Origin of the sequence: Allocoleopsis sp. (assembly GCF_036703385.1) — a bacterium.
GTDB lineage: Bacteria > Cyanobacteriota > Cyanobacteriia > Cyanobacteriales > Coleofasciculaceae > Allocoleopsis.
The window spans coordinates 1-17,630 of record NZ_DATNPA010000218.1 but is presented as its reverse complement, the minus strand read 5'-3'; the positions used below and the strand labels follow the sequence as shown (position 1 = coordinate 17,630).

Here is a 17,630-nt window from a genome sequence, read left to right as displayed (position 1 = left end):
TGTGGATGTTGTGTTCCCTATTTAAGGCGATGGGGAAGGTGCCGCCAAATCTGGGATTGGTGTTTCGTCAGTTTGCTCAGAGTTATTATGACAAGCTGAAACAGGATGTCCCAATCAGTGATGAGTCGCGGCGCTGGTGTCAGTTAATGTTGCAGCATCTTGCTTGGAGAATGACACAGGGGCGGGAGGCGACGGAATTGGAATTACAAGTTGCTATTTCCCGACAAGAGGCAGAGGAGATTTTAACAGCCTATCTGCGGAATGAGGGGTTTGCTCAACCCCGTAACTGCGCTATGGAATGGCTAGCAGATTTACTCAAGTATCACTTGCTGCAACTGGGAACCAATTGACATCGCCAACTATTCCACAGAGGAAGAATACAAAGCCACCGAACAATTTCTCCACAACCTCCGCCAAGACTTCCCCCTAAACCCAGACCAAATCATCCTCGTTCCCGGCAACCACGACCTCAACTGGAAACTAGCAAAAAAAGCCTACAAACTCATTGACCGCGACGATTACGACGGAGAACTAACAGACGAGAACCACATCAAATCCAGTACAACCTGCTGAAAATTGAAGACAACCAACTCACCGTCTACACCCGCCGCCGCGAAGAACTCAATGGTGCCTGGAAACCCGACGCACGCTGGCTTCAGGGTGCAGGGAAAACACCCTTGGATTATTATGCGATTGAGCTGTGAGGTGAGATTCCCCCAACCCTTCTTAAAAATGGGGGAGAAGAAAAGAGGAGAAGAGAACAAGAATGCGATCGCAAAACCTGAAAAGAACACGACAATATCATGCCCCTACCGCATATATCACAGGGTATTGATAGGAGAGACGTTTTCCAGAGAAGTCAGAGTGTATCCCATCCAATCGAGAAGGGCTATATATGTGCGCACATTCTACCTATTATGAGAGAAAATTACCATAAAATTGAGGGCAATGTCAAGCCCCAGCTTGCCCTATCACCCTGGAAGGAAAAGTAGACGCAAACAGACAAAGATAATCGCACCTAAACCAGCAGCGATGGGTAAAGTAATAATCCATGCCAGAGCAATACCTTGAAGCGTTTGGAAGCGGACACTCTTCCAGTCCTGAATTAATCCAATCCCAACAACAGCGCCAACCAGAGCGTGGGACGTAGAAACAGGTATCCCAAAGCGCGAAGCCAGCAAGATGGTGGTAGCGGTAGCCAGTTCGGCACAAAATCCACTACTGGGTTGGAGTGGGATGATATTTTCCCCAATCGTGGCAATCACGTTTTTGCCCCAAATCGCTAAACCGAAAACGATACCCCCCCCGCCGAGGACGAGAATCCATAAGGGAATGCTCAATCCAGATAGGGGAACAGAACCTGTACGCAGAATATAAGCGATCGCAGCTAAAGGAGCGATCGCATTCCCCACATCATTCGACCCATGAGCAAAAGCCACAAAGCAAGCACTCAGTACCTGGAACCGTCCGAGTAATCGTTCAACAGGATTGGGGAATGGGGAATTGGCAATGGGAGAATCTTGCGGATTGGGTAGGGTCGTAAAACGAGCCAGTTTTCGCCAACTAATAATGGTAAGAGTAACAGCCGCGATGGCACCCGTAGCAAGGGGTAAGTCATGAGCGGGAACTGGCAACGCTTGGAAGACGGGTTTCTCAAAAAGAGTCGGCAGGACAATCACGCCAAACACACTCAAAAGCGTTGCACTCAGCCAGGGAATCCACTCGCGTAGCTGAACAATGGGGTTGGGGCGATCAAGAATGGAGTACTTGATTACACTGTAAAATCCAGCGGCAATAATACCACTCACCACAGGTGTTACCACCCAAGCCAGGGAAATCACACCGATGTTTGACCAGTCCACGGCACCAAAACCAGCTGCCACCCAACTAAATCCTGCGATCGCACCCACAACCGCATGAGACGATGAAACAGGCCAACCCCGACTGGTGGCAATTTGCAGCCACAAACCACAAGCCACTAACACCGAAACCATGCCTAAAATTAACAGTTGAGGCATGGCGGCAAACAACTCAGGGTTAATGACTTCAGTGGCTAGAGTCGCGGAAACTTCATGACCGAACAAAACAGCGCCCGTAAATTCCAAGATGCCAGCAATAATCAGCGCCTGCCGTAAGGTAACTGCCTTCGACCCCACGGAAGTGCCCATCGCATTGGCGACATCATTAGCGCCCAGATTCCAGGCAACGTAGAAAGCCAGGATTGCCGTCAGACTCAGTTGCAGTACCAGCATCACTCTTTATCCTGCCAGAGCAGAATTTCTTTTAGTGCCGCTCGATAGCAATCGTAAGTCTGACGATTAAAGCACACGAAGCTGACGACCTCTATGGAGGAATTGTTTTCCAAAAACATCTTGACTTGTTTCACGGCAATTTTGGCAGCGTGCTCCGGCGGGAAGCGATAAGCACCCGTACTAATGGCTGGGAAAGCGATCGTGCGAATTTCATATTGCTCTGCAACAGCTAGGCAGCGACGATAACAGCTAGCTAATCGCTCATCTTCCCCATGACTTCCATCCTGCCAAACTGGCCCTACGGTGTGAATCACCCAATCGGCAGGGAGATTGTAACCCTGGGTAATTTTGGCATCACCCGTTTTACAGCCATTCAATTGTCGGCATTCTTCTAATAATTTTGGCCCTGCGGCTCGATGAATTGCCCCATCTACGCCACCACCTCCTAGTAAAGAGGTGTTTGCAGCATTAACAATGGCATCGACTCGCTGCTGGGTAATATCTCCTTCGATGAGGGTTATTTTCCCTGATATCATAAAAATTAGTCCATCAAATAGATGAATTTTAACGAAGCGGATGTTAAAGCGCGGCTCTGACCATCCCCATTGCCAACCGAGGTACATGAAGGTAGCGTTGCCCATAGGTGCTAGCTCCGCTGGGCTACATCCTGTTAGCTCCAAATTAACGTCTGGCTATGCGCCACTTGCTCGGCTGAGTCAACGGCATCGCCTAGCTGCTCGGTTAACACAACGGGACGCGGTACTGTCCAAGAACCCTAACACACAGCAAGCAATTGTTGACAGCAGCCGTAACCCATTCACCCTAAAAAAACGCTTCTTAAGCTGATTATCGTTTTCCTTACAACTAAATAGGTTCAAAACATCCTCTGGTAAAAGCCAAGGTTTGGATCAAGGCAGCAGTCACTGCTAAGTTTTATTCCTCGATAGAACTTCGCATTGTCGGTCGCTTCCATAACTTACGACTCAGCACACCTCAGTCTAAATGCAACCAATGTTATCGATATCCAGCGATCTCCTCTCTATTGCTCTAAATAGCATGAAGTTGTCTTCTCACGTACAAGGAAATGAGCAATGGCCTACATTTGAGGAAATTTTACACAACCTTCATATCCAGGGAATCTACATTCATTCCGAGCAATTAGCGGAATTTATGCTAGCGCACGGACTGCCGGTTCACCTGCGTTATGTACCCGCTCATTTGCGCTCCAGAGCGATGCAAGTGAATCAGAACTACGAGGGAGATATGGTACGTGTGGTTGAAGAACTAGAATCACCTTACTGGGATTTCTCCTGGATGGAAAATATACAGAAGCCTTTTGTTCACGACAGTCTGAGCGATCAAATTGACTGGGTTGAAGAAATAGAGCAGCCTTCCTGGGACTATTCTTGGATGAAATAGCAACTTAGGGATTGGGGAGAAGAGTTGAACGTTGATAAGTTGCAAGTCAACCAATTATAAGTTGCAAGGTAGCAAGTTAGCAAGTTGCTGGTTAAATGGGATGAGGAAGCCGATGAGAACTATCTGGTTCAAACCTTTAACCTTTTAACGTTCAACCCAATCCTTAAACCCCACACCGAGTGCCTAATTCCCGATTCATTATGGTTTGTTGTTAATGAACATCAACTCTCAAACGGACTCAACCGAAACCTTGGACTCTAAAGATATTTCTACTTCAGAAGCGTCTGGACTGACGCCGGAGCAGTATCAGCGGAAAATGCAGCGGCGGAAGGAGGTACAAGAACAGCGTCTGACCCAAGCGTCAAAAGAGAAGGGACTGATTATCGTCAACACAGGCAACGGTAAGGGTAAGACAACAGCCGCGTTAGGGATGGTGTTGCGATCGCTCGGTCATGGATACAGGGTGGCGATCGTACAATTTATCAAAGGAGCTTGGGAACCAGCGGAGAAAGCTGCCGTGCAGCACTGGACATCTGCTGCACCGGGAGAGATGCCTCAGTTAGAGTTCCACGCGATGGGAGAAGGCTTTACCTGGGAAACTCAAGACCGAGAGCGAGATATTGCAAAAGCGAAAGCTGCTTGGGAAAAGGCATTAGAGTTTATTTCTAACCCTGACTTCCGACTGGTACTCTTAGATGAAGTGAATGTTGCCTTAAAGCTGGGCTACTTGGATGTTGAGGAGGTTCTGGCAGGGCTGAAACAAAAGCCAGCTGATTCTCACGTCATCCTTACGGGTCGAGGGGCACCCACTCCTTTAATAGAATACGCAGATTTAGTGACAGAGATGACCCTCGTTAAGCATCCTTTCCGGGAACAGGGGATTAAAGCACAACCGGGAATTGAGTTTTGAGTTGGCGTGATTTAACCTGATTAGAGCGGTACCTCGGTGCATCGTATAAAAACTGACACATCGAATTGCAATGCATCATCACTCCGCTTCCTGCGTTCATCACACAATTCCTACGGGTCAGTCATCCCAGCAAGAGAGTAAGGTGAGGTTACTGCTGATCGCGCTGGTTCTGATTTGCAGCTTTGCTGTTGCAGAGTTATCAGTCGGGCTATTTAGCCACAGTCTTGCACTTTTGGCGGATTCTGGTCATCTAGCGTCTGACTGTTTGGCGTTGCTTCTGGCTTTGCTGGCAAACTGGATCGCTCAGCGGCACCGTTCTCATGAGCCAGCGCTTGGAAATCATTGGGTTGAAGTACTGGCGGCGCTGATCAATGGATTGGGACTAGTGGCGATCGCACTTTGGATCGGTTGGGAAGCGGTTGAACGTCTCCAGTCTCCCCCGATAGAAATTCTGAGTTTACCGATGTTGGCAACAGCAAGTGTAGGGCTTGGAGTCAATAGTGTAAATATCTTCTTACTGCACAAAGATAGTCACCATGACCTCAACCTCAGGGGAGCATTTCTGCATGTGCTTGCTGATGCAGCCAGTTCAATTGGTGTAATCTTAGCTGCGATCGCCGTTTGGGCACTGCATTGGATTTGGGCAGATGCTGTGATGACGCTGTTCGTGTCGGGGTTGATTATCATCAGCGCCACACCCTTGATTATTCAAAGTCTCAATGCTTTGTTTGCCAAGCCCTGAACCCAACCTTCAAGAAAAACTGTCGCTGTGTCGATTACAAGACTTCAGGTTCGCCAGCCGCGTCAGAGGATATCCGAGAAAATACGGAAATAGGCAGTAGCTTTATAGATCTGATTTAAGGAATTTCGCCGTTCTCTTCTGGTGCGAGGAGCAAGTATCTTCGGAGATGATGAATGCTCCTTACGGTACTTCTGATGTTCACTCAAGTGTGTCTTCTACCTAATGCACTCCCTGAGCTATTCGCTCAAGTCAGCTACTCCGGCAAAATTACCCTGGCTGATCGCTATGGGTTAATGGCTGCCCTGCTAGGAGAGTCACTCACTCCAGAGGATAGAGAGTTGATCGACCGACTGCTACATGCGGTGTACCGACGACGGCTGAAGGTCGTCAATGAAATTTCATCGGTATTCCCTCTGAAAACATCACATCTAGACCCAAGAATCGAGGCCTTGATTTCTCAGTGCTGTGCTTGATGGGGTAATGAGACGAAGTTTCAAAGGCTAATTTAGTATAAAGAATAGATACCTATTTATAAAAGTAAGCTAATAGGCATTGATTTTTGCATAATCAAATTTCTAAACCTCTTGTGGTATGAGCCAGAAAGCTTGGTGCCCGTCTACTGGTTAGTGTTCCTTACTTTTCACGGGATGTGCAAAACCTCTCTCCAAACCTCTCTCATACAAGGAGAGAGGCTTTGATTTTTCCCCCTTCCAACAACAAATCTATTCCTTTTCCCCCTCTTCGTAGGAGGGGGCAGGGGGAGGTGGGAAGGGGGTTAGGGGGTTAGGTTTTTCGTGAACTTTTCCACATGACGTGAAAAGTCAGGTTAGTGTTCGACAAGTTGTAGTTTTGCTCTTTTAGCTTATTGCAAAAACTTATAAATTAAATTAATTTAATTTATATTCATTGGTTCCTCTACCAACAATCAAGCCATGTTTCAATTGCTACAGCCGCTGGTTCACACCATCCAGCCCTATTTGGTGCCGATATGCTTTTGCCTCACTTGGGGGTTAATCCTTCTCGCTGGTTTAACCATCTGGTCAACCATTACACATAGCGTTGCGATCGCAAAACGTATGCATCAAATCCCCTGTACTCATTGTCAGTTTTTCACAGCGGATTATCGACTGAAGTGTACAGTGCATCCTTCAGTAGCTAATACAGAGGCAGCTATTAACTGTTCAGATTATTGCCCGAACAATAGTCGAGTTAGTACAACCTGGTAAACTTCCTCCGGTTTCTAACTGGGGTTTTCCGCAGGGGCTTGTACCCGTCTTTAATTACGAATTACGAATTAGAAATTATTTTAGTCATGAAGTGTCCGCCCAATTTTGGGCGCTTTTCTAATGTCAAAACCTTAAAACAACAACACTCAACCTTGAATACCAAGTGACTTCCTCTCTTAAGTCATTCTAGATAGAGTTGCACTGAATCAAATATCCAGTGGCATCGCTCTCCATTAAGTACGTGAGGAAATATCAGCGTTCAGTTGAGTGTTACTGTTGTTTTTTGATGAGACAGACGTTGAATTAAACAGCGTTCTTTACCTCTTTAATCTAACGTGGACTGCGCTGTAGTATCTGTCAGAGAAGCTTTTCAGCTTCAATTACTAATTTACCACTCTCTGTTTAAAGCCGAAGCAAATGACACGGAAGTTTACTTTTTAGGAGAGTCTATTAACATTGCGCAATACATTCAATCAGCAACCCTGTCCGCAGGCAGTGAGTGTAGAATCCGCTAAAAAGAATAGGGGTAGGGTGGGTCTAGATGCACCCTACTGATGTGTTTGCTTCAGCGCATCGAGGAATTAATTGGAACTCCTGCTGTCTGATTCTCCAGGTAGGTGTAGACAATATGGGAGACTTGACGAATAAAATCTCGTCCCCTGACATCTTTATAGGGGCGTCTGACGAAAATCCCGGCTAAATAGCGCTTACCATTGGGCATCTCAATCATTCCCGCATCCCCAATGAGAAAACCGATGTCTCCAGTTTTATGAGCAATCTCAGCGCCTGGAGCAAGACCAGCCGGTAGCAGCGTTCTCGTCTTGGTATTGCGCAATATTTCTAAAGCCTGCTCCCGGCTCGGTGGGGAAAGTAACTTTTGATTGGCGACTAGTGTGAGTAACCGCACTAAGTCTTTAGGACTGGTGGTATTGGTACCTTTAAAATCACCAAGCATATTGCGGATGACCGTGTCCTTAAGTCCCCAACTCTGGAAACGCTGATTCAGCCTTGCCCTTCCGCCTAAGCGATCGATGATCATATTGGTAGCGGTATTATCGCTAATCGTAATCATCTTGTTCACGGTTTCTCGGATACTATACTTAGTCCCTGCCCTTTCGTACTGCATCGTTCCAGAACCGTTCGTCATCAGGTCACGTCGCATGACGAGGGTTTCATTTAAGCTGACTTTTCCCGCGTCTACATCTTGGAAAAAGGCGATAAGGATGGGTAACTTAATGGTACTGGCAGCAGGAAAAACACGATCGCCACTGATGTCCAAATAATTTCCCGTATCCAAATCTAGGAAAAACATACCCGTCTGGAGGAAACTATAGCGAGCCATCAACGCTTTAATTTCAGGCTCAAGTCCTGGCATTTCTTTGCCTAAAGAAACGACTCCGGCAAACCGCGAGGGAGGTGCTGGCGGTACAGCGATCGCCTGTTGGGTTTGACCCATCGGCTCAGTTGAGCCCAATTCACGGGAGTTATCACTTGTAAGCCGCTCAGGATTAGGTAACTGGAGTACCCAACGGGTCGGTGAATCGGCGCGAACCCGAACTTTGGTCGGGTCTAAGGTGTAGCCTGGGGCTAATTCAACCACCATCCGGGTAGTTTGGGCGTCAAATTGGCCTAGCCGTATTTCCTTAATCAATGGGTCAACCCGTTGATTGCTTTGAGAGCGTGCCAGGGTGGTGTTCGGCAGTTCAATCACTAAACGGGTGGGATTGGTCATCAGAAAGACTCTGGGTTGAACCCCCTCATCCGTCGTCAAATCGAGCTGACGCAGATTGCGATTGAAGTTCCAAGATTCTAAGCTACCTGCTTTAGCGGGAGTACAGAGTAGAAAAGCGCCCATTAAGCCAGGTAAGAGCCAGCGTACTTTCACCAATATTGTTCCTTAATTCAAGGTGTCCGGGTGCGATCGGTCAAAACATGGATAGCCAGAATGCTTGTCTTGACCGATTAAAGATTATTACTCAGATGAGAATCCTTCTGAAAAATTTCTTTCATCTGTAACCCAGCCAACTCAGGACTTTCCTGGAGAATTGCGTGAGCTAGGGGAAGTTGGAGACTAATCAATAAATTTATATTATTAAAACAATAAAAAACTACATTTGCTTCTATCGAACTTCTTACCTAAAGTGAAATCAATCGGAAAGCCCTGGGTCAAGCTAAAACAGATTTTTAGTTCCAGTCAAACTCTCCAGAGATAAATCAACACCTTGGGAATCTCCCAATGAATAGTCTGTGGCTTGAGCCTTTTGGAGTTTATTTGTGGAACTCTTAGCCAAATCTCAATACGCACTTTTTGCCCTCTTAGAGCTAGCCGCTGACTACAGTAGCGGCGAACCCTTGCAAATTCGGCAAATTGCAGCATTACACGCTATACCAAATCGCTATCTAGAACAACAGATGGCAATATTAAAACGAGGAGGTCTGGTTAAGAGCATACGAGGGGCTAAAGGTGGTTATGTTCTGGCACGACAACCCTGGAAAATTACCATCCTTGATGCTTTAAACTGCCTAGAAGGTTTAGAGCCGAATGTACCTGTTAAAAGAAATATGCCCGACAAACCAGACAGTCAAGTAATTCAGGACATTTGGCAGGAAGCCCGTGATGTAGCTCACTCAGCTTTGCAAAGATATACGCTGCAAGACCTCTATGAACGGCGAAAAGCTAAACAGCAGGAAGGAATGATGTTCTACATTTAAAACATCTCTATCAGGAATCAGCGGCTACATGACTTGAAATCCACTGTAAATAAGATCCAGAACCCACCATAATAGGCAGCGCAATGATTTCAGGAACTTCGTAAGAGTGTAATTCCCGAATCTTGCCTTCTAATAAGGCAAACTGGGCAAATTTGGTTTTAATCACCATCTGCCACTCCGGCTCTTCCATCACCTAACCTTGCCAGGTATAAATAGAATGCACTGGCATGAGGGTGACACAGGCGGCTAGTTTGGCTTCCACTAGAGCGTGCGCGATCGCTTTCCCTTCTTCCTGAGAAGATGCGGTTACCAATACAACAGCATAGTCTGTTGCGGCAGAATTGTTCTCCTCTGTAAAAATAAATCCTACGTCTAATTGCATAATTTCCACAGATGCCATTTTATTGCCATCAGATTTTAGGCAAGCTAGCAGAAACTATTAATCAGTCTTTAGGTAGACCCATTAATGCTCAAGACTGTCAGGATGTGTTTGAGTATACAGGTAAAGATTGGCTCTCTGATTGCGTCTAAACCTCGCTCAAGCCATACTATTTAAGCTGAAATGGTGTGTACTTGCCTCCCAGTCCTGTAACGATTGCTTGAGTATTGGCAATCAGCATCTTCTCGTAAGTGTCAGCTACTGTCCCTCTTTCTCCTAGCCCATCAGCAAATAGTTTGTGGGTTGAGACATTAACCTGCGCTTCTCTAGAAACGGTTTCAATTAACTTTGGATTAATAGTTGCTTCGGCAAAAATGGTAGGCACACTCGCCTTCTTAATCTCATCCACTAATTCTTTGACTCGTCCAGCGGTTGGTTTTTCATCGGTGCTGATACCTTGCAACGCACCTTCAATCGGAATTCCATAGGCAACGGCATAATATCCCATCGAGTCGTGGGTTGTAACTAACTTGCGCTGTTTTGCAGGAATCGTACTAATTTCTGATTTAATCCAAGTATCCAGTTGCGTCAGTTCACGGGTTATTTTTTCAGTATTACTGATATATTTGGCGTCATCCTTAGGAGATAATTTTTTCAAGTTATCTAGAACAACTTCGACCATCCGAACACCATTTTTGGCATCATGCCACACATGAGGATCGAATTCGCCATGTTCCTGCTCGACTGCTGCTTTTTCCCTAGATTCATGCTCATGCTCTTCACCCTTGAGGGGTTTAGATACAGCAATTTCACCAACGGCCACTTTGGGAGCAGAATTGTTGGTGGACTGGATTAACTTAATTAAGTCGGCTTCAAAACCGTAGCCATTATAGAGAATCAAGTTCGCTTGTTCAATGGCTTTGCGATCGCTAGGTTTGGGTGCATAAACGTGGGGGTCTGTACCGGCAGGGATTAAACAAGTCAAGTCAACGGTATCTTGGGCAATTTTTTCTGTGATATCACAAAGTACACTGCTGGTGGCAACAACTTTGGCTCTTTGGCTGTTTACGGGTACAGAGGATGTGCCTGCTGTTGTGTTGCGGGAAGAATTTGCTGTCTCCTGCTTCGAGGTACAACCAGCCAATCCGAGTGCAAGTGCTAAAACCGTAGCATTGGCTACAGCACAAGTTTTAAACAATAAGCTTTTTAACATCACTAGCCTTTGAACAAGCTAACATAATGATAATGATTATCATTCAGATTGATCATGTTAGAAGTTCAAAATTTAGCGGTCAACTATCGAGGGCTTCAAGCCTTAGGAAACATCAGCTTTCGCTTAGCACCCGGACAACTCGTGGGACTGATTGGGCCAAATGGTGCTGGCAAAAGCACGATGATTAAAGCGATGCTGGGGTTAGTGCCTGCGATCAGCGGAGTGGTGAAGTTTAAGGGACAGGTGCTAAAACAACGATTGAGTTGCTGTGCATACGTGCCGCAGCGATCGCAAATTGACTGGGATTATCCTATAACCGTGTGGAGTGTGGTCATGATGGCACGTACTGCACATACGGGATGGTTTCGCTCACCGTCTCGCCAATCTCAAGAAATGGTTGCCGAAGCCCTCCAGCGCGTGGGAATGTGGGAATTACGGCACCGCCAGATTGGGGAACTTTCAGGGGGACAGCAGCAACGAGTTTTTTTGGCGCGTGCGCTGGCACAACAAGGGGAACTCTTCTTATTTGATGAACCGCTTGCTGGCGTGGACAAAAAGACAGAAGCGATTCTTTTTCACATTTTCTCTGAACTCAAATCAGAAGGAAAAACCCTGTTAGTCAGCTCTCATGAATGGGGAGAAGCCTTGACGAATTATGACCAATTGATGTTGTTAAATCGAGAGTTAATCGCTAATGGCTACCCACAAGATGTGATGACCTTAGAAAATATTCAACGTGCCTATGGGGAAGGGCTAAATGCACAACGTCTCCATGAGCAGTTGGAAACTTCATATTTTTGTTAAGATTAAGAATTATTCGCGGCTGATATCTCATATTGAAGATTTAAAGGCCAAGTTAATCAACCCACTTGTTATGTTGAATTGGCTGGTAGAACCTCTAAGCTATGAATTCATCCGAAATGCGATCGCAGTAGGAATTTTTACTGGAATTCTTTGCCCGGTAGTGGGCACTTATCTGATCGTCCAGCGCATGGCTTTGTTGGGTGATGTGATTGCCCATGCGGTGTTACCTGGATTAGCGATCGCCTTTGCTTGGGGAATAAATATTTTAATTGGAGCTTTCATCTCAGGTCTTTTCAGTACCTTTGTTATTGCTTGGATTCGCACCCAATCTCGTGTTAAAGTTGATGCAGCAATGGCATTGACATTTTCTAGTTTTTTTGCTTTAGGCATTGCACTAATTACCTCATTAAAAAGTAAATTAGACCTGGATAATCTGCTCTTTGGCGACATTCTAGGAGTAACAATAGCTGATGCCCAGCGCACGGCAATTATTACTCTTATTGTTCTCCTATTAATTAAATTATTCTATAAAGAATTGCTATTATACACCTTTGATAAACAAGGCGCTCAAGCCCTTGGATATCCGGTTAATTTGCTGCACTTTGGTTTAATGGCTGCGATTACTCTCACCATTGTTAGCAGTATGCAAACGGTGGGAGTTGTCTTAGTGATTTCTCTACTAGTTGGCCCCGGTATTACCGCCTATCTCTTGGTGAAAGAATTACACCAAGTCATGGGACTGGGGGCAATCTTGGGAGTGATTGTCACAATTGGTGGAGTCTATGCTAGCTATTATTTCAATATTCCTTCAGGCCCAGCCATTGTATTACTAACGTTTAGTTTATTCTTTTTAGCCCTTTTATTTAGCCCTTCGCAAGGTATTTTAACGCGTCCAGAAATGGCTCATCGTTCAACTTGGATTGGACGAGTATTGCAATTTATTAAACTTGGTCATAAGTGATATTAAATCCGTATATATAACCCTTTTGCTCTATTTTTGAATAATAAGAATCCTGCCATTTATTTGTTCCAAGAAAGTCATAAATTGTTAAGGCAAGCGCCTTCGATGCTAAATAGGGAACACCATTACCAATTGTCTTGAACATATTGCTTAAGGATAGATTATCAGGCAAAACAAAGTCTCTCGGTAACGATTGTATTGCCAGTGCTTCTGCTACTGAGAGTCGGCGGACTTTATAGGGATGTAGATGAACCTCATTGTTGCCGTAACAAGCTGTTGGAGAGTAACGCCATCGGTGAAGACGCTTGTATGACTTTTTAGAGTCATCCCCCTCCTCAACGGTAGCAAACCGCTTGAGGCCAGCTCTAGGTTTAAAACAATGTTGAGCATTAGGATGGTTGAGAACATCATTTTTTTGAAACCAGTACTCAACGGTTAATTCTTGAGGAATCTTATCAGGGCAAGGAATTAGAGAATTTTCCTGAAATAAATTTCTCGTAGGCCAAGAATAAGAAAAAGCTTGCTCTTTGGAATATCTTACATACTTATTCCAGGGAAAAATATTTGAGGGCAGTTTGCCTGGATTTAGCAGTTTTATTCCTAAATCTTGAATTAGGCTATTCCGAAAACCTATAAGGATTATCCTATCTCTATCTTGGGGAACCCCATATTCTAAGGCATTGATTAAGCGTTCTGTTAAAACATAGCCTGCTTCGATGAGTTGTCCTTTAAGGTGTTCAAAAAAAGTGCGATGTTTTTTAGTAATCCATAAACCTTTAACATTCTCAAACAAAAAGAAATCAGGCTGATGCTGACAAATTAATTGAACATAACAGGCGGAAAGCTTTCCGTTATCTCCTTCTCGTCCTCGATTTTTTCCGCCTACAGAGAAATCAGGACAGGGAGGGCCACCGATAAATCCGATAAGCTCACTCATCTGACGGCAATCTTGAAGCAAGTCCTTAAGGCGTAGTTTTTTTTCTCCCTCAATAAGTTGAATGATATCTGCCTCTTCTCCTCCATAATATCCATATCGAGGGAGAGGTAGTTTAAGACATTCTCTAGAGTAACGATAGGCTTCCAGGAAACGAGAGTGAATCTCACTGACATAAGCTAGGTTAAAACCAGCCAATTCAAAACCCAAATCAAGGAAACCGGCTCCAGAGAAAAAGGAGAAAATACTGATATTTCGAGTCATTCCATAGTGATTTTAGTGATTTTGCAATAAGCTGTATTATTTTACAAATGATTGTCATTAGCTGTACAGTAAATACCGATGCGATCGCATTTCCACTATACTCAACTTTTAGCTAGGTAAGTTATCCTTGTTGTAAGGGAATATTACAACATAGGAAATGTCAAATAGCAGAGGTCAATCATGACAGCAGAAAATAGTGTTCAACAGTTACTAACCGAATGGGTGACACCCGAAAACTTCCGACGCTATGGTCAAGTTATCTTTGCTAGTGAAGACGGCAAATCCTACGATGTTGATGATGCTCAGCTAAACCTCCAGAATGGAACACCTCGGTTTTATATCATGCGGCTGCATCAAAAAGGGCGCAAGTTCCACAAAATTACTCGCCATGCCCAATGCACCCAATGTTTAGGTGCTCTCGAAGGCAAAGACTGGTTAATTGCAGTTGCCCCTCCGAATCATAAAACTGACCACCCCGCCGTAGAAGATATAGCCGCGTTCCACATTCCAGGGAATTGCTTTATCAAGTTAGAGATGGGGACTTGGCACGCTGGCCCTTATTTTGAGCATGATACTGTGGATTTTTATAACCTAGAACTGCATGATACTAATATCGTTGACCATTTCACCCACGATTTTCTCAAAAGTCATCAACTAGAATTTGAACTTAAAGTATGAAGGGTGGAATATCCACTAGGAATTAAAATCAAATAGGCAAATTTTCTCTTCCCTACTTTAAAATTTAACCTCCATACTTTATCGAAGCTAATCCTTAACTTGCAATTCTTTTAAAATGATGCTGGCTCTAGGGGCAAACCCATCTCCATAATCAGCGGGGAAATGCTCGGTAACTTGAAAAGCCTTTCCCTTATATTCCCCAATATAGACAGTCCCCATGAAACTTTTATTCCCTTTACGCTGCTCGAAATCAATTCTTTCTTTCGCCCAGCGATAGGGTACATTTTGAGTACGGCCTTTCACTGTCCACTGATTGGTTTCTATCAAACCACGCTTTCCAATCACTGATCTTCTCATGCCTTCTAGGTTTGGTGGCTTAGCTGGAAAGAAAAAGTGGACGTAAGCTGGCTCATATTTTTTACCACTAGCCTTGGAATAAAACCAAACACCCATACCTTCGCCAGATGCTCCAGATTCAACAACAAAGTCATTTTCTGGAAAGTAAGTGGTAAAGGGAAATCCCTCCATGCCAAAAAGCTTGACTGGAATTTGTCTCTGTGTCCATTCATCCCTGATAGTTTTCTTTTTTGGCCTAGATTTTAACTGTGTGCTTGGACTAAGAGTTTGATTGGCTCTTGCATTAAGAGATGTAACCGTTGGACTATTAGGATTGGTTACCACATTTGTTCGTTGCTCTGCCTGAGAGACACAGGCCGTAGATGTGCTGAATATGAGTATGCCACTGATTAAGTAAACTAAGTTTCGCATTATCTGGAGTAATTCAACCTTCTATGTTCATCACCTAGAGCTACAGCCGCGATCAACATTTTTCCGGTTATTTCTAATGATTTTGATAGGAGTTATGAGATTACTATTGATAGACCGAATATGCATCACCCAGTGAATTCACCCAACTGGGTGATTTTGAACGAAAGGGTAACCTTGAAAGGGTAACCTTAAAGTAAAATTGTCGGAAATCTCTTATAGACGAGACAAGTACTCCATGACTGAAGAAAGCATCAATCTAACGGAATATGTTGAGCAGACCGTTCGATTGATTGATTTGCCACTTGCTCCAGAGTACCGCCCCAGCGTAGTAGATAACTTTACCAAAATTGCCGCGATCGCAACTCTGGTGATGGAGTTTCCCCTACCTGAGGAGATGGAAGCTGCCCCAGTATTTGAGCCGTAAAGTTTTTCCGTTCGTCATCCTAGGTAAAAATACTGAACCCTCTTTAACTAAGTTCTCGATTCCGTATTTTCTCGGTAGCAAGAATTCTCATGACCCGCTAACTTGGAGGAAGACTGCATAAAGCTAAGAGGTAATGACCCCTGATACACATAGGGTGATCAATGAGCTAAAGCCTAAGCGTGGAAGGTATTTAAGAGCGTTCGAGGGTACTACTTAAAACTTTGATTGACTTATGAACGAGAATTCCCTGAAAGTCCTAGTTATTGAAGACGAAAAAGAAATTAGAGAGAATCTGGAAGACCTTCTTTCAGACAAATATCACGTTTTTACCGCTTCAGGGGGGAGAGAGGGACTGGATATAGCGCAAAGAGAACTACCACATCTTGTAATTTGTGATGTAACAATGGCAGGAGTAACGGGTCATAACGTCCTAACAGCTCTGCGTTCTAATCCAATTACCGCCAACATTCCCTTTATTTTTCTCACTGCGAAAGTCTCCAAAGATGATATGCGATTGGGAATGGAGCTAGGAGCTGATGATTATTTAACTAAGCCTTTTACCCGAAAGGAACTGTTAAGTGCGATCAGTGCTCGTTTAAAAAGGTTTGAAAAGGTTTAATTCACCTGAATTGTTCATACTTCAGCGTTCAGCCTTTCAAATAGACTTTAGTTGACCAACCAATTCATGGGCAATTTATTTGCATAACTAACGTAGGGGTGTATTGCGATACGCCCCTACAGGCTTTTGGCGGTAATCGTTATCCTTAAAAACTGCACCGATAAGAATTCACCAGCCGTTTTATCCTATTGTTAGGACGAAAATCTAATTTCTACCGCACATCAATGGATTTGAAACAAGCCGACACCATTGCCACTGCCACAGCGGTTCGCGCCGGAGAAATTAGTGCTAAAGCGGTTGTCACGGCTGCTTTAGAACGAATCGCTGCTAAAGATGAGGCTTTGAATTGTTTCACGGCTGTTACTGCTGATACAGCACTGGTAGAGGCAGAAAGAATCGATCGCACAATTGCCCAAGGCAACGATCCAGGCGTTCTCGCAGGCGTTCCCTTCGCGGTTAAAAACCTCTACGATATCGCGGGTTTAACTACCCTTGCCGGGTCAAAAATTAACGCCGAAAATCCCCCAGCAACGCAGGATGCTACGGCTGTCGCCCGACTAAAACAAGCAGGTGCGGTGTTAGTCGGTACCCTAAATATGGATGAGTATGCTTATGGTTTTGTGACTGAAAATCACCATTACGGTGTTACCCATAATCCTCACGATCCCAGCCGTGTAGCTGGGGGTTCCTCTGGCGGTTCGGCAGCGGCAGTGGCGGCGGGATTCGTCCCTCTTACGCTGGGTACTGATACCAACGGTTCTATCCGTGTTCCCGCATCCCTGTGCGGCGTTTTCGGCTTGAAGCCTACTTATGGACGATTATCGCGATCGGGCGTTGCGTTATTTTCCAGTAGCTTGGATCATATTGGGCCTTTTGCTCGTTCCGTGCGGGATATTGCCACAAGCTTTGATGTGCTTCAGGGAGTGGATGAGAGTGACTTCGTTTGTACCAAGCGTTCCCCAGAACTGTGCTTGCCTCAGCTCAATCGTAGTATTGAAGGATTACGAATTGCCGTGGCTGATGGCGCAGGGGTAGCGAGTCTACAAGCCTCTGGTTATTTTGCCACCGGTGCACAACCCGAAGCGTTGGAAGCGGTTGCGAAGGTGGCGCAGGCACTCGATGTTACTACAACTGTTACAATACCGGAAGCCCATCGCGGTAGGGCAGCCGCGTACATTATTACAGCGTCTGAGGGGGCAAATCTGCATTTTACTAACTTGCGATCGCGCCCTCAAGATTTTGACCCTGCAACGCGCGATCGCTTTTTAGCTGGTGCCTTAATTCCCTCTCATTGGTACATTCAGGCGCAACGGTTCAGGCAGTGG

The 17,630-nt window shown here is 45.1% G+C and carries 20 protein-coding genes and 2 pseudogenes; 14 read left to right on the top strand and 8 right to left on the bottom strand.

The window, feature by feature from the left end; all coding sequences use genetic code 11:
- Nucleotides 1–350, top strand: a pseudogene (locus tag V6C93_RS10785) (hypothetical protein); the annotation flags it as partial.
- A 168-nt stretch (nt 351–518) separates the two neighbouring features.
- Here V6C93_RS10785 and V6C93_RS10780 read toward each other — a convergent pair.
- The 3 genes from V6C93_RS10780 to V6C93_RS10770 all read right to left on the bottom strand — a co-directional run bounded on the left by V6C93_RS10780 (nt 519) and on the right by V6C93_RS10770 (nt 2,788).
- The gene (locus V6C93_RS10780; protein ID WP_333476658.1) at nt 519–794 is read right to left on the bottom strand and encodes a hypothetical protein; all 276 of its coding nucleotides are present in this window, start codon (nt 792–794) and stop codon (nt 519–521) included.
- Between the two features lie 177 nt (nt 795–971).
- On the bottom strand, nt 972–2,252 hold the full coding sequence (locus V6C93_RS10775) for an inorganic phosphate transporter (RefSeq protein WP_333476657.1): 1,281 nt from the start codon (nt 2,250–2,252) through the stop codon (nt 972–974).
- Entirely contained in the window at nt 2,252–2,788 is a 537-nt protein-coding gene (locus V6C93_RS10770; RefSeq protein ID WP_349262680.1) for an O-acetyl-ADP-ribose deacetylase, read from the bottom strand. Before V6C93_RS10770 ends, V6C93_RS10775 begins: the two co-directional genes overlap by 1 nt.
- 475 nt (nt 2,789–3,263) lie before the next feature.
- Between V6C93_RS10770 and V6C93_RS10765 the strand changes: the two genes are divergently transcribed.
- The 5 genes from V6C93_RS10765 to V6C93_RS10745 all read left to right on the top strand — a co-directional run bounded on the left by V6C93_RS10765 (nt 3,264) and on the right by V6C93_RS10745 (nt 6,549).
- A complete protein-coding gene (locus V6C93_RS10765; RefSeq protein ID WP_333476655.1) occupies nt 3,264–3,671 on the top strand; it encodes a hypothetical protein in 408 nt (135 codons plus the stop codon).
- 214 nt (nt 3,672–3,885) lie between these two features.
- Nucleotides 3,886–4,581, top strand: coding sequence for a cob(I)yrinic acid a,c-diamide adenosyltransferase (gene cobO, locus V6C93_RS10760; protein ID WP_333476654.1), 696 nt, complete (start codon nt 3,886–3,888; stop codon nt 4,579–4,581).
- Between the two features lie 70 nt (nt 4,582–4,651).
- Nucleotides 4,652–5,323 carry a cation diffusion facilitator family transporter gene (locus V6C93_RS10755; RefSeq protein ID WP_333476653.1) on the top strand — a complete coding sequence of 224 codons (672 nt, stop codon included), beginning with the start codon at nt 4,652–4,654 and terminating at the stop codon, nt 5,321–5,323.
- Nucleotides 5,324–5,496: 173 nt separating this feature from the next.
- Nucleotides 5,497–5,796, top strand: a complete 300-nt coding sequence (locus V6C93_RS10750) for a hypothetical protein (RefSeq protein WP_333476652.1) — start codon at nt 5,497–5,499, stop codon at nt 5,794–5,796.
- A 459-nt stretch (nt 5,797–6,255) separates the two neighbouring features.
- Entirely contained in the window at nt 6,256–6,549 is a 294-nt protein-coding gene (locus V6C93_RS10745) for a hypothetical protein (protein ID WP_333476651.1), read from the top strand.
- A gap of 565 nt (nt 6,550–7,114) precedes the next feature.
- Here the strand turns inward: V6C93_RS10745 and V6C93_RS10740 are convergent.
- Complete coding sequence (locus V6C93_RS10740) at nt 7,115–8,434, bottom strand: serine hydrolase (protein WP_333476650.1); 1,320 nt, start codon at nt 8,432–8,434, stop codon at nt 7,115–7,117.
- 389 nt (nt 8,435–8,823) lie between these two features.
- Between V6C93_RS10740 and V6C93_RS10735 the strand changes: the two genes are divergently transcribed.
- Complete coding sequence (locus tag V6C93_RS10735) at nt 8,824–9,261, top strand: Rrf2 family transcriptional regulator (protein ID WP_333476649.1); 438 nt, start codon at nt 8,824–8,826, stop codon at nt 9,259–9,261.
- A 10-nt stretch (nt 9,262–9,271) separates the two neighbouring features.
- Here V6C93_RS10735 and cutA read toward each other — a convergent pair.
- Nucleotides 9,272–9,643, bottom strand: a pseudogene (cutA, locus tag V6C93_RS10730) (divalent-cation tolerance protein CutA).
- 11 nt (nt 9,644–9,654) lie between these two features.
- Here cutA and V6C93_RS10725 point away from each other — a divergent pair.
- Nucleotides 9,655–9,792 carry a hypothetical protein gene (locus V6C93_RS10725; RefSeq protein WP_333476648.1) on the top strand — a complete coding sequence of 46 codons (138 nt, stop codon included), beginning with the start codon at nt 9,655–9,657 and terminating at the stop codon, nt 9,790–9,792.
- Nucleotides 9,793–9,809: 17 nt separating this feature from the next.
- Here V6C93_RS10725 and V6C93_RS10720 read toward each other — a convergent pair whose 3' ends face one another.
- A complete protein-coding gene (locus tag V6C93_RS10720; RefSeq protein ID WP_333476647.1) occupies nt 9,810–10,853 on the bottom strand; it encodes a metal ABC transporter solute-binding protein, Zn/Mn family in 1,044 nt (347 codons plus the stop codon).
- A 54-nt stretch (nt 10,854–10,907) separates the two neighbouring features.
- On the opposite strand from V6C93_RS10720, the gene V6C93_RS10715 reads away from it, so the two are divergent.
- Together V6C93_RS10715 and V6C93_RS10710 are read left to right on the top strand one after the other, a co-directional pair.
- The gene (locus V6C93_RS10715; protein WP_333476646.1) at nt 10,908–11,657 is read left to right on the top strand and encodes a metal ABC transporter ATP-binding protein; all 750 of its coding nucleotides are present in this window, start codon (nt 10,908–10,910) and stop codon (nt 11,655–11,657) included.
- Between the two features lie 70 nt (nt 11,658–11,727).
- A complete protein-coding gene (locus V6C93_RS10710; RefSeq protein ID WP_333476645.1) occupies nt 11,728–12,618 on the top strand; it encodes a metal ABC transporter permease in 891 nt (296 codons plus the stop codon).
- Here V6C93_RS10710 and V6C93_RS10705 read toward each other — a convergent pair.
- Nucleotides 12,599–13,816, bottom strand: coding sequence for a DNA cytosine methyltransferase (locus tag V6C93_RS10705; RefSeq protein ID WP_333476644.1), 1,218 nt, complete (start codon nt 13,814–13,816; stop codon nt 12,599–12,601). The two genes, V6C93_RS10710 and V6C93_RS10705, sit on opposite strands and share 20 nt — an antisense overlap.
- Before the next feature lie 180 nt (nt 13,817–13,996).
- Between V6C93_RS10705 and V6C93_RS10700 the strand changes: the two genes are divergently transcribed.
- Entirely contained in the window at nt 13,997–14,494 is a 498-nt protein-coding gene (locus V6C93_RS10700; protein ID WP_333476643.1) for an ureidoglycolate lyase, read from the top strand.
- A gap of 87 nt (nt 14,495–14,581) precedes the next feature.
- Here the strand turns inward: V6C93_RS10700 and V6C93_RS10695 are convergent, their stop codons facing one another.
- Entirely contained in the window at nt 14,582–15,262 is a 681-nt protein-coding gene (locus V6C93_RS10695) for a hypothetical protein (protein WP_333476642.1), read from the bottom strand.
- 235 nt (nt 15,263–15,497) lie between these two features.
- Here V6C93_RS10695 and V6C93_RS10690 point away from each other — a divergent pair, with 235 nt between their 5' ends.
- The 3 genes from V6C93_RS10690 to V6C93_RS10680 all read left to right on the top strand — a co-directional run.
- Entirely contained in the window at nt 15,498–15,686 is a 189-nt protein-coding gene (locus V6C93_RS10690; protein WP_333476641.1) for a DUF4089 domain-containing protein, read from the top strand.
- Nucleotides 15,687–15,918: 232 nt separating this feature from the next.
- The gene (locus tag V6C93_RS10685) at nt 15,919–16,305 is read left to right on the top strand and encodes a response regulator (protein WP_333476640.1); all 387 of its coding nucleotides are present in this window, start codon (nt 15,919–15,921) and stop codon (nt 16,303–16,305) included.
- A 224-nt stretch (nt 16,306–16,529) separates the two neighbouring features.
- Nucleotides 16,530–17,630 (top strand): AtzE family amidohydrolase (locus V6C93_RS10680; RefSeq protein WP_333476639.1); only part of this gene is annotated, 1,101 nt, incomplete at its 3' end.

Bases quoted from the DNA above. Each gene is read 5' to 3' on its own strand.
- V6C93_RS10710 (WP_333476645.1), top strand. From the start codon at position 11,728: ATGTTGAATTGGCTGGTAGAACCTCTAAGCTATGAATTCATCCGAAAT.
- V6C93_RS10745 (WP_333476651.1), top strand. From the start codon at position 6,256: ATGTTTCAATTGCTACAGCCGCTGGTTCACACCATCCAGCCCTATTTG.
- V6C93_RS10770 (WP_349262680.1), bottom strand. From the start codon at position 2,788: ATGATATCAGGGAAAATAACCCTCATCGAAGGAGATATTACCCAGCAG.
- V6C93_RS10690 (WP_333476641.1), top strand. From the start codon at position 15,498: ATGACTGAAGAAAGCATCAATCTAACGGAATATGTTGAGCAGACCGTT.
- V6C93_RS10705 (WP_333476644.1), bottom strand. From the start codon at position 13,816: ATGACTCGAAATATCAGTATTTTCTCCTTTTTCTCTGGAGCCGGTTTC.
- cobO (WP_333476654.1), top strand. From the start codon at position 3,886: ATGAACATCAACTCTCAAACGGACTCAACCGAAACCTTGGACTCTAAA.
- V6C93_RS10755 (WP_333476653.1), top strand. From the start codon at position 4,652: ATGCATCATCACTCCGCTTCCTGCGTTCATCACACAATTCCTACGGGT.
- V6C93_RS10765 (WP_333476655.1), top strand. From the start codon at position 3,264: ATGTTATCGATATCCAGCGATCTCCTCTCTATTGCTCTAAATAGCATG.
- V6C93_RS10750 (WP_333476652.1), top strand. From the start codon at position 5,497: ATGCTCCTTACGGTACTTCTGATGTTCACTCAAGTGTGTCTTCTACCT.
- V6C93_RS10725 (WP_333476648.1), top strand. From the start codon at position 9,655: ATGCCATTTTATTGCCATCAGATTTTAGGCAAGCTAGCAGAAACTATT.
- V6C93_RS10695 (WP_333476642.1), bottom strand. From the start codon at position 15,262: ATGCGAAACTTAGTTTACTTAATCAGTGGCATACTCATATTCAGCACA.
- V6C93_RS10685 (WP_333476640.1), top strand. From the start codon at position 15,919: ATGAACGAGAATTCCCTGAAAGTCCTAGTTATTGAAGACGAAAAAGAA.
- V6C93_RS10715 (WP_333476646.1), top strand. From the start codon at position 10,908: ATGTTAGAAGTTCAAAATTTAGCGGTCAACTATCGAGGGCTTCAAGCC.
- V6C93_RS10775 (WP_333476657.1), bottom strand. From the start codon at position 2,252: ATGCTGGTACTGCAACTGAGTCTGACGGCAATCCTGGCTTTCTACGTT.
- V6C93_RS10700 (WP_333476643.1), top strand. From the start codon at position 13,997: ATGACAGCAGAAAATAGTGTTCAACAGTTACTAACCGAATGGGTGACA.
- V6C93_RS10720 (WP_333476647.1), bottom strand. From the start codon at position 10,853: ATGTTAAAAAGCTTATTGTTTAAAACTTGTGCTGTAGCCAATGCTACG.